The sequence below is a fragment of the Serratia sp. TSO36 genome (genome assembly GCF_057808395.1).
In genome coordinates, this window is record NZ_JBJZOU010000005.1 from 44,670 (window position 1) to 57,086 (window position 12,417).

Consider the following 12,417-nt stretch of genomic DNA (forward strand, 5'->3'; position numbering starts at 1 on the left):
ACGCTGGGCCCTTGTTATTTAAGCGCCTTTTCCGGCAGCCAGCACTGGGCGTTCAGGCCGCGCGCATCGCGGCGGTTTTCCAGCGTCAAACGCCCCTGGTGCAACTGCACGATGCGGATCACGATATTCAGGCCCAGCCCACTGCCGCCGTAGCGTTGATCCATGCGGCGAAACGCCTGCGTCAGCTCCCCGACCATCTCTTCCTTGATACCCGGGCCATCGTCGATGACCTGCAGCAGATAGCCGTTGTCTTGCGGCGTTAACTGCACCTGTATCGCGCCGCCTTCAGGGCCGTAACGGTGGGCGTTTTCGACCAGGTTGCGCAGCAGCAGCCGCAGCAGCACCGGATCGCCGTTTACTGTGGCAGTAGCCGGCAAGTGCCAGTCCAGCGTCTGCGCGCGTTGGGCGGCCATTTCGTCGAGCTCTTCACGCAGCGGCTGGATCACATCGGCCACCCAATCGACATGCTGATAATGGCCGCGGGCGAAGTCTTGCCCGGCGCGCGACAGCATCAGCAACTGCTCGACGGTGTGCATCAGCTGATCGATGCGGGCGATCAGCGCCTGGCTGCCCTTGACGCCCTGTTTCTCCATCAGTTCCAGATGCAGGCGGATGCCGGCCAGCGGCGTGCGCAGCTCGTGGGCGGCGTCGGCGGTGAACAGGCGTTCCTGTTGAATGGTGTTGTCCAATCGTGAGAACAGCTGATTGAGTGCATTGGTGACCGCCACCATTTCCTGGCTGTCGCTGGTGATCGGCAGCGGCGTCAGGTTATCGGCAGAGCGCTTTTCCAGCCGTTTCTGCAATTGGTTGAGCGGGCGGATGATCCAGCTGATGGCCCAAAACGACGCCAGCAGCGTGACGATCATCATGATCAGCGAAGGCGCCAACAGCGACGCGATGGCCTCGGCGATCTCGCTATCGACGCGTTCGGTACGCACTTTGGCGGAGAGGGTTTCGTCCACCAGGAAGCCGATCTGTTCCTGGCTTTCGTGCCACAGCCAAAAGGCGCTGATGAGCTGCGTGATCAGCAGGATCAGCGCCAGCATCAGCAGCAGGCGGCGGCGCATGCTGATCATGAGGAGGTTTCCAGACGGTAGCCGATGCCGCGCACGGTGCGGATGCGATCCTTGCCCAGTTTGCGGCGCAGGTTGTGAATGTGCACTTCCAGCGTGTTGGAACCTAAATCGTCTTGCCAGGTATAGAGATCCTGCTGCAGGAGTTCACGGTTGACCGTTTGGCCGGCACGCATGATAAGACGCGCCAGAATGGCGAACTCTTTCGGCGTAACCTCCACCGGCTGCTGCTGCAGATAGACCTGCTGGCTGGAGAGGTTCAGCTGCAGATCATCCACCTGCATCAGATTGTCGCTGTGGCCTTGGTAGCGCCGCAGGAGGGCGCGCACGCGTGCCTGCAGTTCGACCAGCGCGAAGGGTTTGACCAGGTAGTCGTCGGCGCCGGCGTCCAGCCCGTCGACGCGGTCTTCCAGCGCGTCGCGGGCGGTCAGGATCAGCACCGGCAGATCGATCTGTTGGCGGCGCCACTGCCGCAGCAGCGCGGCGCCGTCGGTGTCCGGCAGGCCGAGATCCAGGATCACCATGCTGTATTGGCTGGTGATGAGCAGGCTGTTGGCCTCCGCCGCCGTGGCGGCGCAGTCGCAGACGTAACCTTCGCCGGTCAGCGCCAGCGCCAGCCCCTGTTGCAACAGTTCATCATCCTCAACGACCAGCAGTTTCATGATGATCCTCAGTTGTTTTGGTAAATATCCCGATACAGGCGGCTTTCGAAACGCACCAACGGCGCGCGGCGCTGTTTCTGATCCTCCGGCGGCACGGCGTAGCCGGAGAGATACTGCACGAAGGCCATGCGCTGGCCGCTGGCGGTGGTGATGAAGCCCGCCAGGTTGTACACGCCCTGCAGCGCGCCGGTTTTGGCCGACACTTTGCCGTCGACGCCGGCTTCGTGCAGGCCGCCGCGGTAGCGCAAGGTGCCGTCATAGCCGGACAGCGGCAGCATCGAGATGAAGTTCAGCTCGTTGTCGTGCTGCGCGATGTACTGCAGCGCCTGCATCATGGTCGCCGGCGCCAGCAGGTTGTGGCGCGACAGGCCGGAGCCGTCGGCGATGATGGTGTTGCCCAGATCGATGCCGGCCTTCTGGCGCAGCACCTGACGTACCGCATCGGCACCCGCTCGCCAGGTGCCCGGCACGCCGAAGCGTTCGTGGCCGATGGTGCGGAAGACGGTATCGGCGATCATGTTGTCCGATTTTTTCAGCATGATCTTCAACAGATCGTGCAGCGGCGCCGACTGGGTTTGCGCGATCACCGTGCCGGTGATGCCGGGACGCGTCTGGCGTTTCAAGTGCCCGTCGATCTGGATGCCGGCCTGGATCAGTTCGTCTTTCAGGATGGCGCCCGCATAGCTGGCACCGTCCTGGATGGCGAAGGCCAGCGGCAGCGGTTCGCTGCGCTGCGTCAGGCAGCCGGTCAGGGTAAAGCGGTTCAGCTCGCCCGGCACCACGTCCAGTTCGCAGTACTGCGCGTCAGCGGAGCCGCGCGCCAGGGTGCGCACCTGGCTAAACATATTGACCGGATAATAGGAGGCGACGCGGATAAACGCCATGTCGCCCGGATTCGGCGCGCTGTACAGCGAGACCGAGAAACAGTTGCGATCGACGATGGCGGCGGCCGGCGGCGCGCTGAAGCACTGCGTCAGATCGTTCCACGGCCAGCCGGGCGCCTTGTCATGGCTGGCGAAGACCGAGGTATCGACCAGCACGTCGCCGCTGATTTGGCGCACGCCCTGTTTCTTCAGGACGGCCACCATATTGCGCAGGCTCTGGCGTTTGAAGGTCGGATCGCCGCTGAAGCGGGCGATCAGGTTGCCGCGCAGCACGCCGTCGCGGATATCGCCCTGGCTCTCCAGCGTGGTGGTGAAACGGTAATCGGGCCCGAGTTGCAGCAATGCCGCCAGCGCCGTCAGCACTTTTTGGGTACTGGCCGGCAGCGCCATCTGCTGAGAGTGATAATCGATCGTCGGCGCGCCGGCACCGATTTTCTGAACGACCAGGGCAAGGTTGGCCCCATCAGGCAGATATTGTGTGTACTCTTCAACCGGGGCCGCATTCGCATTCAGAACAAATGCGCAAGCCAATGCACTGACAATTCGTGAAAAACGCATAATCTCGGGATAACAGCTGGATAACGTGCCGTCATACTACGGTGCAATCAGGGAAAAAGTAAACGATGACCCTCAAGGAACTCTAGGCTAAAATGCGTATCAAAATGCAAAACCGATCTTGGCTTGGGCTCCGTTCCGAGTCAGGTTTCTTTTGTTTGTCGCCTGGAGGCGGGTGGCGGTATGCCAACCGTGTTTTCATACGAATACGTCAGGATGACGGTTATTTGAACAGGAAAGATTTAGAGGTATTTATACGATGAACCAAATTCCGATGACCTTGTTTGGCGCTGAAAAACTGCGCGAAGAGCTCGAATATCTGAAAAGCGTGCGCCGCCCGAAAATCATTGCGGACATCGCTGAGGCGCGCGAGCACGGCGATTTGAAAGAGAATGCCGAGTACCACGCCGCCCGCGAACAGCAGGGTTTCTGCGAAGGCCGCATTCAGGAAATCGAAGCCAAGCTGTCCAATGCTCAGGTGATCGATATCACCAAGATGCCGAACACCGGCCGAGTGATCTTCGGCGCCACCGTATCGGTGATGAATCTGGACAGTGAAGAAGAAGTGACTTACCGCATCGTTGGCGACGATGAGGCCGATTTCAAGAAAAATCTGATTTCGGTAAACTCGCCGATGGCGCGCGGCCTGATCGGCAAAGAGCAAGACGATGTGGTGGTGATCAAAACCCCTGGCGGCGACGTCGAGTATGAGATCCTGAAGGTTGAGTATCTCTGATCGAGGCCGTTGGTCATTAATGCGCCAACGTTTTGTAAAGATAGGAAAAAGGCCGCAAGCGGCCTTTTATCTTGGTCAGGCGCATGGCACCTTTTCGTTAACCTGATGGTTATTAACGCGGTAGACTGATCTTGCGCTCTTTCGACGGGCGGTAAAGAATAAGCGTACTGCCGATAACTTGCACATTGCAGGCGCCCGTTTCACGCACGATAGCATCGGCGATCAGGGTTTTGGTTTCGCGATCTTCAGCGGCGATTTTTACCTTGATCAGCTCGTGATGCTCCAGAGCCTGTTCAATTTCAGCCAGCACCCCTTCGGTAAGACCGTTATTGCCCAGCATCACCACCGGTTTTAACGGATGCGCCAGGCCTTTCAGGTGCTGTTTTTGTTTATTATTCAGATTCATTGTCTTTTTTGCTTAAGTTGGGATTGAAAACGGTACATTCTACCGCCATCTCATGTATATCACCAAATCGGTCTTCACCGGTGTGAGTCTACGTGAGCAGCGACCCTGACATAAGACTCTTTTTATGATAGTTGGAAAACGAGATGGCTAATAAAAAGCGTTCGGCTAGCTCCAGTCGCTGGTTACAAGAACACTTTAGCGATAAATATGTACAGCAGGCGCAGAAAAAGGGACTGCGTTCCCGCGCCTGGTTTAAACTTGATGAAATACAGCAGAGCGACAAACTGTTCAAACCGGGCATGACCGTGGTGGATCTCGGCGCCGCGCCGGGCGGCTGGTCGCAGTATGTGGTCACCCAAATCGGCGGTACCGGGCGCATCATCGCCTGTGATATTTTGCCAATGGATCCTATCGTTGGCGTCGATTTCCTTCAGGGCGATTTTCGTGATGAACTGGTGCTGAAGGCGCTGTTGGAACGAGTAGGCGAGAGTAAGGTTCAGGTGGTCATGTCCGATATGGCCCCGAATATGAGTGGCACCCCGGCGGTCGATATTCCAAGGTCGATGTATCTGGTGGAGTTGGCGCTGGATATGTGTCGGGATGTCCTCGCACCAGGCGGAAGTTTCCTGGTGAAGGTGTTCCAGGGAGATGGCTTTGACGAGTACCTACGGGAAATTCGCTCCCTGTTTACGAAGGTTAAGATTCGTAAGCCAGACGCTTCCCGCGCCCGTTCGCGCGAAGTGTACATTGTAGCGACAGGGCGCAAACTGTAGTACCCTAACGCTGTTTGTTAACACAGTTGTAAGATGAGGTTAATCCCTTGAGTGACATGGCGAAAAACCTAATTCTCTGGTTAGTCATCGCGGTAGTGTTGATGTCTGTATTCCAGAGCTTTGGGCCCAGCGAGTCGAATGGCCGTAGGGTGGATTACTCTACCTTCATGTCCGAACTGACCCAGGACCAGGTTCGCGAAGCGCGAATCAACGGACGTGAAATTAACGTTACCAAGAAAGACAGTAACAAATACACGACCTACATCCCTGTCAACGATCCTAAGTTGCTGGATACGTTGTTAACGAAGAATGTGAAAGTTGTCGGCGAGCCGCCTGAAGAGCCGAGCCTGCTGGCTTCTATCTTTATCTCCTGGTTCCCGATGCTGTTGCTGATCGGGGTCTGGATCTTCTTTATGCGGCAAATGCAGGGCGGCGGCGGCAAGGGCGCGATGTCCTTCGGCAAGAGCAAGGCCCGCATGCTGACGGAAGACCAGATCAAGACCACTTTCGCCGATGTCGCCGGTTGTGACGAAGCGAAAGAAGAGGTGAGCGAACTGGTGGAATACCTGCGCGAGCCGAGCCGTTTCCAGAAATTGGGCGGCAAGATCCCGAAAGGCGTGCTGATGGTTGGCCCACCGGGGACCGGTAAAACGCTGTTGGCGAAAGCGATCGCCGGCGAAGCGAAGGTGCCGTTCTTCACCATTTCCGGTTCCGACTTCGTCGAAATGTTCGTCGGTGTGGGTGCATCCCGCGTGCGCGACATGTTCGAGCAAGCGAAGAAAGCCGCGCCGTGCATCATCTTCATCGATGAAATCGACGCCGTCGGTCGCCAGCGTGGCGCCGGCCTGGGCGGCGGTCACGATGAGCGCGAACAGACCCTGAACCAGATGCTGGTTGAGATGGACGGTTTCGAAGGCAACGAAGGCATCATCGTCATCGCGGCCACCAACCGTCCGGACGTGCTTGACCCTGCGCTGCTGCGCCCGGGCCGTTTCGACCGTCAGGTCGTGGTCGGGCTGCCGGATGTGCGTGGCCGTGAGCAGATCCTGAAGGTGCACATGCGCCGCGTGCCGTTGGCGGCCGACATCGACGCCTCCGTCATTGCGCGCGGTACGCCGGGCTTCTCCGGTGCCGATCTGGCTAACCTGGTCAACGAAGCGGCGCTGTTCGCCGCCCGCGGCAACAAGCGCGTGGTGTCGATGGTGGAGTTCGAGAAAGCCAAAGACAAGATCATGATGGGTGCGGAACGCCGCTCCATGGTAATGACCGAAGCGCAGAAAGAGTCGACCGCGTATCACGAAGCGGGCCACGCCATCATTGGCCGCCTGGTTCCTGAACACGATCCGGTGCATAAGGTGACCATCATTCCTCGCGGCCGTGCGCTCGGCGTGACCTTCTTCCTGCCGGAAGGGGATGCGATCAGCGCCAGCCGTCAGAAGCTGGAGAGCCAAATCTCCACCCTGTACGGCGGCCGTCTGGCGGAAGAGATCATCTACGGGCCGGAGAAAGTCTCTACCGGTGCGTCGAACGACATCAAAGTGGCGACCTCCATCGCCCGCAACATGGTGACCCAGTGGGGCTTCTCCGAGAAGCTGGGGCCGCTGCTGTATGCGGAAGAAGAGGGCGAAGTGTTCCTGGGCCGTTCCGTGGCCAAGGCGAAGCACATGTCGGATGAAACCGCGCGCATCATCGACCAGGAAGTGAAGTCGCTGATCGAGCGTAACTATACGCGTGCTCGCTCGCTGCTGATGGAAAACATGGACATCCTGCACTCGATGAAGGATGCGCTGATGAAGTACGAAACCATCGATGCGCCGCAGATCGACGATCTGATGAACCGCAAAGACGTGCGTCCGCCGGCAGGTTGGGACGATGCGAACAAAGGCAACAGCTCCGACAACGGCGGCACCCCGAAAGCCCCGACGCCGGTAGATGAGCCGCGCACCCCAACGCCGGGCAACACCATGTCCGAACAGCTCGACAAGTAACTGTGGCTGTGTAATAACATCAAACCCCGGTACGCCGGGGTTTTTTTTTGCCCGGCGGGCAGTGAACCAGGCAACAGTAAGGTGGACCAACCATGCAGTTAACCGTGCGCGACATGACGCTCAATCTCTCCCATCCGCAGGTGATGGGTATCCTCAACGTGACGCCGGATTCGTTTTCCGACGGCGGCCGCCACAACACCCTGAACCAGGCATTGCTGCACGCGCATGCGCTGATTTCGGCCGGCGCCACGATGATCGATATCGGCGGCGAGTCGACAAGGCCGGGGGCGGCAGAGGTGAGTGAAGAGGAAGAATTGGAACGGGTCGTGCCGGTGGTGGAAGCGCTGGCGCAGCGTTTTGAAGTCTTTATCTCAGTCGATACCTCGAAAGCGGGCGTGATCCGCGAATCGGCACACGCCGGCGCACACCTGATCAACGACATCCGTTCGCTGCAGGAGCCGGGAGCCCTGGCGGCGGCGTCGGAAAGCGGCCTGCCTGTTTGCTTGATGCATATGCAAGGGCAGCCGCGCACCATGCAGCAGGCGCCGCACTACGACGATCTGATCGCCGACGTTCAGGCGTTTTTCGAGCACCATATTCGGCGCTGCAACGAGGCGGGGATAACAAATCAGAAATTGCTGCTCGACCCAGGCTTCGGTTTCGGTAAAAATTTGGCGCACAACTATCAGCTTCTGGCGCGGTTGTCGGAGTTTCATCGTTTCGGTTTGCCGCTATTGGTCGGCATGTCGCGTAAATCGATGATTGGGCAACTGCTGAACGTGCCGCCGGATCAACGGGTGATCGGCAGCGTTGCCTGCGCGGTGATCGCGGCGATGCAGGGCGCGCAGATTGTCAGAGTGCATGACGTTAAAGAAACCGTCGAGGCGATGCGTGTCGTCGAGGCAACACTTTCAGCTAAGGGACAGTAGAGACATGAGCGAGCGCAAATATTTTGGCACCGATGGCATCCGTGGCAAGGTCGGGGACAGCCCCATCACGCCGGACTTCGTGCTGAAGCTCGGCTGGGCGGCCGGTAAAGTGCTGGCGCGCCACGGTTCGCGCAAGATCATCATCGGTAAGGATACGCGCATCTCCGGCTATATGCTGGAGTCCGCGCTGGAAGCCGGCCTGGCGGCCGCAGGGCTGTCCGCCTCCTTCACCGGGCCGATGCCCACCCCGGCGGTGGCCTATCTGACGCGCACCTTCCGCGCAGAAGCGGGCATCGTCATTTCCGCTTCTCATAACCCGTTCTATGACAACGGCATCAAGTTCTTCTCGATCGACGGCGCCAAGCTGCCGGACAACGTCGAAGAAGCTATCGAAGCCGAGATGGAAAAGCCGCTGACCTGCGTGGAGTCCGCCGAGCTGGGTAAAGCCAGCCGCATCATCGACGCCGCCGGCCGCTATATCGAGTTCTGCAAAGGCACCTTCCCAAGCGAGCTGAGCCTGAAGGGGCTGAAAATCGTGGTCGACTGCGCCAACGGGGCGACCTACCACATCGCGCCGAGCGTGCTGCGCGAGCTGGGCGCCACGGTGATCGCCATCGGCGTTGAGCCGGACGGCATGAACATCAACGAAAAATGCGGCGCTACCGACGTGCGTCAGCTGCAGGAGCGCGTGCTGCAGGAAAAAGCGCACGTAGGCCTGGCGTTTGACGGCGACGGCGACCGCGTGATGATGGTGGATCACCTGGGCAACAAGGTGGACGGCGATCAGATCTTGTACATCATCGCCCGCGAAGGCCTGCGTCAGGGCCAGCTGCGCGGCGGTGCGGTCGGCACCTTGATGAGCAATATGGGGCTGGAGCTGGCGCTGAAACAGCTGGGTATTCCGTTCGCTCGCGCCAAAGTGGGCGACCGCTACGTGCTGGAAAAACTGCAGGAACTGGGCTGGCGTATCGGTGCGGAAAACTCCGGCCATGTGATCCTGCTGGACAAAACCACCACCGGTGACGGCATCGTGGCCGGGCTGCAGGTGCTGACCGCCATGGTGCGCAACCACATGAGCCTGCACGACCTGTGCAGCGGCATGAAGCTGCTGCCGCAAATCCTGGTCAACGTGCGCTTCGCCGGCGATCACAATCCGCTGGAGTCCGACGCGGTGCGCAAGGTCACCGAGCAGGTAGAGGCCGAGTTGGCCGGCCGCGGCCGGGTGCTGCTGCGCAAATCGGGCACCGAGCCGCTGATCCGCGTAATGGTGGAAGGCGAGGACGAGCAGCAGGTGACCGCGCTGGCGCATCGCATCGCCGACGCGGTGAAATCCGCCGGTTAAAACAGACAGTTAGCCATCGGGCTCGGCACAGCTGAGCCCGAATAGGCGATTGTTGGCGTTTTTTTCCGCAAACGCGCCGGCGGCTGCAAATTGCCCTTGCGCGGGTTGGCGGCTTTGGTTAGTATTCACACCCGCTTCAGTAGGCAGTTTATAAAAACGCCTGCTTGATGAGTGTGAAGCATTTGGCATGCGGTGAGGCCGCAAGGATACGGGTACTACTATGTACGAAGCTCTTCTGGTAATTTTCCTGCTGATTTCAATCGGGCTGGTTGCTCTGATTATGTTGCAGCAAGGTAAAGGCGCTGATATGGGAGCCTCTTTCGGAGCAGGTGCATCAGGCACATTGTTCGGTTCGAGTGGTTCCGGTAACTTTATGACCCGCATGACTGCTGTGCTGGCGACGCTGTTCTTCGTCATCAGCCTGATTCTGGGCAACCTCAGCAGCAACCAAAGCAAGAAAGGCAGCGAGTGGGAAAACCTGGGTCAGCCAGTGAAAACTGAGCAGACAACCGCGCCGGCAGCACCTGCCAAGCCGAGCAGCGATATCCCGCAGTAAGCCGAAAAAGTTTGTAAACGGTGGTTGTGAACTCGAAAGAACAACGGCCGTTAGCAGTAAGAATCAGTACCGAGGTGGTGGAATTGGTAGACACGCTACCTTGAGGTGGTAGTGCCCTAACGGGCTTGTGGGTTCGAGTCCCATCCTCGGTACCAAATCCCAGAGATAACTTGCAATTTTGCGATTATCGGCGTAGTATTTGCCACGTTTTCGGACGCGGGGTGGAGCAGCCTGGTAGCTCGTCGGGCTCATAACCCGAAGGTCGTCGGTTCAAATCCGGCCCCCGCAACCACTTTCCTTTAAGTGTTTATTTTCAAATACACTTTTCGATTGAAATCCGCTTTTCTCGATCAACATTTGAAAATGACACTTGCTCGAAAGTTGTACCGAGGCCGCCTAGCGGCAAACAGGGTCCAGTTGCATAAAGCCCCGATTTTTCGGGGTTTTTTGTTATTTGGCAACAGAATCACTGGGCTATTTAGCCCTTTTTTTATGTCTTGGGGGTGGGCTTGTCCACATTAGAGCAACAGTTAACAGAGATGCTTTCGGCACCCGTAGAAGCGTTGGGCTTTGAGCTTGTAGGCATCGAATTCATTCGTGCGCGCCAATCGACGCTCCGCATCTATATTGATAGTGATAACGGCATCAATGTTGATGATTGCGCTGATGTCAGCCACCAGGTCAGCGCTGTATTGGACGTCGAAGATCCAATCACGGTCGCTTACAACTTGGAAGTCTCCTCTCCTGGCCTTGATCGCCCGATGTTCACCGCTGAGCACTATACGCGTTTCCTCGGTGAAGAAGTCAGCCTGGTCCTGCGCATGGCGGTACAAAACCGTCGCAAGTGGCAGGGTATTATCAAGTCTGTCGAAGGCGAGATGATCACGGTTACTGTGGAAGGGAAAGATGAAGTGTTCGCGCTGAGCAACATCCAGAAAGCGAACCTGGTACCCCACTTTTAAAGTTTGGAAGAGGCAACTAGGATGAACAAAGAGATTCTGGCTGTTGTTGAAGCAGTTTCCAATGAAAAATCCCTTCCGCGCGAGAAGATTTTCGAAGCGCTGGAAACTGCATTAGCCACCGCAACCAAGAAAAAATACGAGCAGGAAATCGACGTGCGCGTCAGCATTGACCGCAGAACAGGCGATTTCGATACCTTCCGCCGTTGGGTCGCCGTAGACGAAGTGACGCAGCCAACGCGTGAAATCACGCTGGAAGCCGCTCAGTTTGAGGATCCGAGCATCGAGCTCGGCGGCTACGTCGAAGATCAGATCGAATCCGTGACCTTTGACCGTATCACCACCCAAACCGCCAAGCAGGTTATCGTGCAGAAAGTGCGCGAAGCCGAGCGTGCGATGGTGGTTGACGCTTTCCGTGAACACGAAGGTGAGATCGTCACCGGCGTGGTGAAGAAAGTGAACCGTGACAGCATCGCGCTGGATCTGGGCAACAACGCCGAAGCGGTGATTGGCCGTGAAGACATGCTGCCGCGCGAAAACTTCCGTCCGGGCGACCGCATTCGCGGCGTACTGTACGCCGTGCGTCCTGAAGCTCGCGGCGCGCAGCTGTTCGTCAGCCGTTCCAGCTCGGAAATGCTGAAAGAACTGTTCCGCATCGAAGTGCCGGAAATCGGCGAAGAAGTGATTGAAATTAAAGCGGCAGCCCGCGATCCTGGCTCCCGCGCGAAAATTGCAGTGAAAACCAACGACAAGCGCATCGACCCGGTCGGCGCCTGCGTAGGTATGCGCGGTGCGCGCGTTCAGGCCGTGTCGAGCGAGCTCGGCGGCGAACGCATCGACATCATCCTGTGGGATGATAACCCAGCGCAATTCGTCATCAACGCCATGGCGCCGGCCGACGTCGCGTCGATCGTGGTAGACGAAGATAACTGCACCATGGATATCGCCGTTGAAGCCAGCAACCTGGCGCAGGCGATCGGCCGTAACGGCCAAAACGTGCGTTTGGCTTCCCAGCTGCTGAAACAACACCGCGGCGACGATCGTTGGGAACTGAACGTGATGACGGCGGACGACCTGCAGGCCAAGCACCAGGCCGAGGCTCATGCCGCTATTGATACCTTCACCAAGTATCTTGATATCGACGAAGATTTCGCCACCGTACTGGTTGAAGAAGGCTTCTCCACGCTGGAAGAGCTGGCCTACGTGCCGATCAAAGAGCTGTTGGAAATCGACGGTCTGGATGAAGATACGGTTGAAGCATTGCGCGAACGCGCCAAAGCTGCATTGACCACGCTGGCCCTGGCACAAGAAGAAAGCCTGGGCGACAACAAACCGGCCGACGATTTGCTCAACCTGCCGGGTCTTGAGCGCAGCATGGCCTTTAAACTGGCCGCGCGTGGGGTTTGTACGCTGGAAGATCTTGCCGAGCAGGGTGTTGACGATCTGGCTGATATTGAAGGGCTTAGCGACGAGCAAGCCGGCGAGCTGATCATGGCTGCACGCAATATCTGTTGGTTTGGCGACAACGCGTAATAACTGTAGCAGGAAGGAACA

At 58.2% G+C, this 12,417-nt stretch carries 12 protein-coding genes and 2 tRNA genes; 10 read left to right on the plus strand and 4 right to left on the minus strand.

Going from position 1 to position 12,417, the window contains the following annotated elements; all coding sequences use genetic code 11:
* Window positions 1–14: 14 nt before the first annotated feature.
* Genes pmrB through dacB form a run of 3 tightly spaced genes read right to left on the minus strand, consistent with a single transcriptional unit; the run spans window position 15 to window position 3,177 of the window.
* Window positions 15–1,076, minus strand: coding sequence for a two-component system sensor histidine kinase PmrB (pmrB, locus tag ACK3CV_RS02410; protein ID WP_164038650.1), 1,062 nt, complete (start codon window positions 1,074–1,076; stop codon window positions 15–17).
* Window positions 1,073–1,735, minus strand: a complete 663-nt coding sequence (gene pmrA / locus ACK3CV_RS02415; RefSeq protein ID WP_033636818.1) for a two-component system response regulator PmrA — start codon at window positions 1,733–1,735, stop codon at window positions 1,073–1,075. The genes pmrB and pmrA overlap by 4 nt, the downstream gene beginning before the upstream one ends.
* 8 nt (window positions 1,736–1,743) lie before the next feature.
* Window positions 1,744–3,177, minus strand: coding sequence for a serine-type D-Ala-D-Ala carboxypeptidase (gene dacB, locus ACK3CV_RS02420; protein WP_033648675.1), 1,434 nt, complete (start codon window positions 3,175–3,177; stop codon window positions 1,744–1,746).
* A gap of 256 nt (window positions 3,178–3,433) precedes the next feature.
* Between dacB and greA the strand changes: the two genes are divergently transcribed.
* The gene (gene greA, locus ACK3CV_RS02425) at window positions 3,434–3,910 is read left to right on the plus strand and encodes a transcription elongation factor GreA (protein WP_004933539.1); all 477 of its coding nucleotides are present in this window, start codon (window positions 3,434–3,436) and stop codon (window positions 3,908–3,910) included.
* A gap of 112 nt (window positions 3,911–4,022) precedes the next feature.
* On the opposite strand, the gene yhbY is transcribed toward greA, so the two are convergent.
* On the minus strand, window positions 4,023–4,316 hold the full coding sequence (gene yhbY / locus ACK3CV_RS02430; RefSeq protein WP_004933536.1) for a ribosome assembly RNA-binding protein YhbY: 294 nt from the start codon (window positions 4,314–4,316) through the stop codon (window positions 4,023–4,025).
* Between the two features lie 143 nt (window positions 4,317–4,459).
* Here yhbY and rlmE point away from each other — a divergent pair, with 143 nt between their 5' ends.
* The 9 genes from rlmE (at window position 4,460) to nusA (ending at window position 12,396) form a co-directional block, all read left to right on the plus strand.
* Window positions 4,460–5,089, plus strand: a complete 630-nt coding sequence (gene rlmE / locus ACK3CV_RS02435) for a 23S rRNA (uridine(2552)-2'-O)-methyltransferase RlmE (protein ID WP_004933533.1) — start codon at window positions 4,460–4,462, stop codon at window positions 5,087–5,089.
* A 56-nt stretch (window positions 5,090–5,145) separates the two neighbouring features.
* Window positions 5,146–7,077 carry an ATP-dependent zinc metalloprotease FtsH gene (gene ftsH, locus ACK3CV_RS02440; RefSeq protein WP_004933529.1) on the plus strand — a complete coding sequence of 644 codons (1,932 nt, stop codon included), beginning with the start codon at window positions 5,146–5,148 and terminating at the stop codon, window positions 7,075–7,077.
* A gap of 92 nt (window positions 7,078–7,169) precedes the next feature.
* Window positions 7,170–8,006: a dihydropteroate synthase gene (gene folP, locus ACK3CV_RS02445; protein WP_164038648.1), complete on the plus strand. Its 837-nt coding sequence runs from the start codon at window positions 7,170–7,172 to the stop codon at window positions 8,004–8,006.
* 4 nt (window positions 8,007–8,010) lie between these two features.
* Entirely contained in the window at window positions 8,011–9,348 is a 1,338-nt protein-coding gene (gene glmM / locus ACK3CV_RS02450) for a phosphoglucosamine mutase (RefSeq protein WP_033636821.1), read from the plus strand.
* Window positions 9,349–9,568: 220 nt separating this feature from the next.
* Window positions 9,569–9,904, plus strand: a complete 336-nt coding sequence (secG, locus tag ACK3CV_RS02455; protein WP_004933519.1) for a preprotein translocase subunit SecG — start codon at window positions 9,569–9,571, stop codon at window positions 9,902–9,904.
* A gap of 68 nt (window positions 9,905–9,972) precedes the next feature.
* Window positions 9,973–10,059 (plus strand) — tRNA-Leu (locus ACK3CV_RS02460).
* A gap of 60 nt (window positions 10,060–10,119) precedes the next feature.
* Window positions 10,120–10,196 (plus strand) — tRNA-Met (locus tag ACK3CV_RS02465).
* A 217-nt stretch (window positions 10,197–10,413) separates the two neighbouring features.
* Window positions 10,414–10,866 carry a ribosome maturation factor RimP gene (gene rimP, locus ACK3CV_RS02470; RefSeq protein ID WP_028127574.1) on the plus strand — a complete coding sequence of 151 codons (453 nt, stop codon included), beginning with the start codon at window positions 10,414–10,416 and terminating at the stop codon, window positions 10,864–10,866.
* 21 nt (window positions 10,867–10,887) lie between these two features.
* Window positions 10,888–12,396 (plus strand): transcription termination factor NusA, encoded by a 1,509-nt coding sequence (gene nusA, locus ACK3CV_RS02475; protein ID WP_019453340.1) that lies wholly within the window; start codon window positions 10,888–10,890, stop codon window positions 12,394–12,396.
* Window positions 12,397–12,417 lie beyond the last annotated feature (21 nt).

What these genes read in the sequence shown, in the direction of transcription:
- pmrB (WP_164038650.1), bottom strand. Translation starts at nt 1,076, where the DNA reads ATGATCAGCATGCGCCGCCGCCTGCTGCTGATGCTGGCGCTGATCCTG.
- pmrA (WP_033636818.1), bottom strand. Translation starts at nt 1,735, where the DNA reads ATGAAACTGCTGGTCGTTGAGGATGATGAACTGTTGCAACAGGGGCTG.
- dacB (WP_033648675.1), bottom strand. Translation starts at nt 3,177, where the DNA reads ATGCGTTTTTCACGAATTGTCAGTGCATTGGCTTGCGCATTTGTTCTG.
- greA (WP_004933539.1), top strand. Translation starts at nt 3,434, where the DNA reads ATGAACCAAATTCCGATGACCTTGTTTGGCGCTGAAAAACTGCGCGAA.
- yhbY (WP_004933536.1), bottom strand. Translation starts at nt 4,316, where the DNA reads ATGAATCTGAATAATAAACAAAAACAGCACCTGAAAGGCCTGGCGCAT.
- rlmE (WP_004933533.1), top strand. Translation starts at nt 4,460, where the DNA reads ATGGCTAATAAAAAGCGTTCGGCTAGCTCCAGTCGCTGGTTACAAGAA.
- ftsH (WP_004933529.1), top strand. Translation starts at nt 5,146, where the DNA reads ATGGCGAAAAACCTAATTCTCTGGTTAGTCATCGCGGTAGTGTTGATG.
- folP (WP_164038648.1), top strand. Translation starts at nt 7,170, where the DNA reads ATGCAGTTAACCGTGCGCGACATGACGCTCAATCTCTCCCATCCGCAG.
- glmM (WP_033636821.1), top strand. Translation starts at nt 8,011, where the DNA reads ATGAGCGAGCGCAAATATTTTGGCACCGATGGCATCCGTGGCAAGGTC.
- secG (WP_004933519.1), top strand. Translation starts at nt 9,569, where the DNA reads ATGTACGAAGCTCTTCTGGTAATTTTCCTGCTGATTTCAATCGGGCTG.
- nusA (WP_019453340.1), top strand. Translation starts at nt 10,888, where the DNA reads ATGAACAAAGAGATTCTGGCTGTTGTTGAAGCAGTTTCCAATGAAAAA.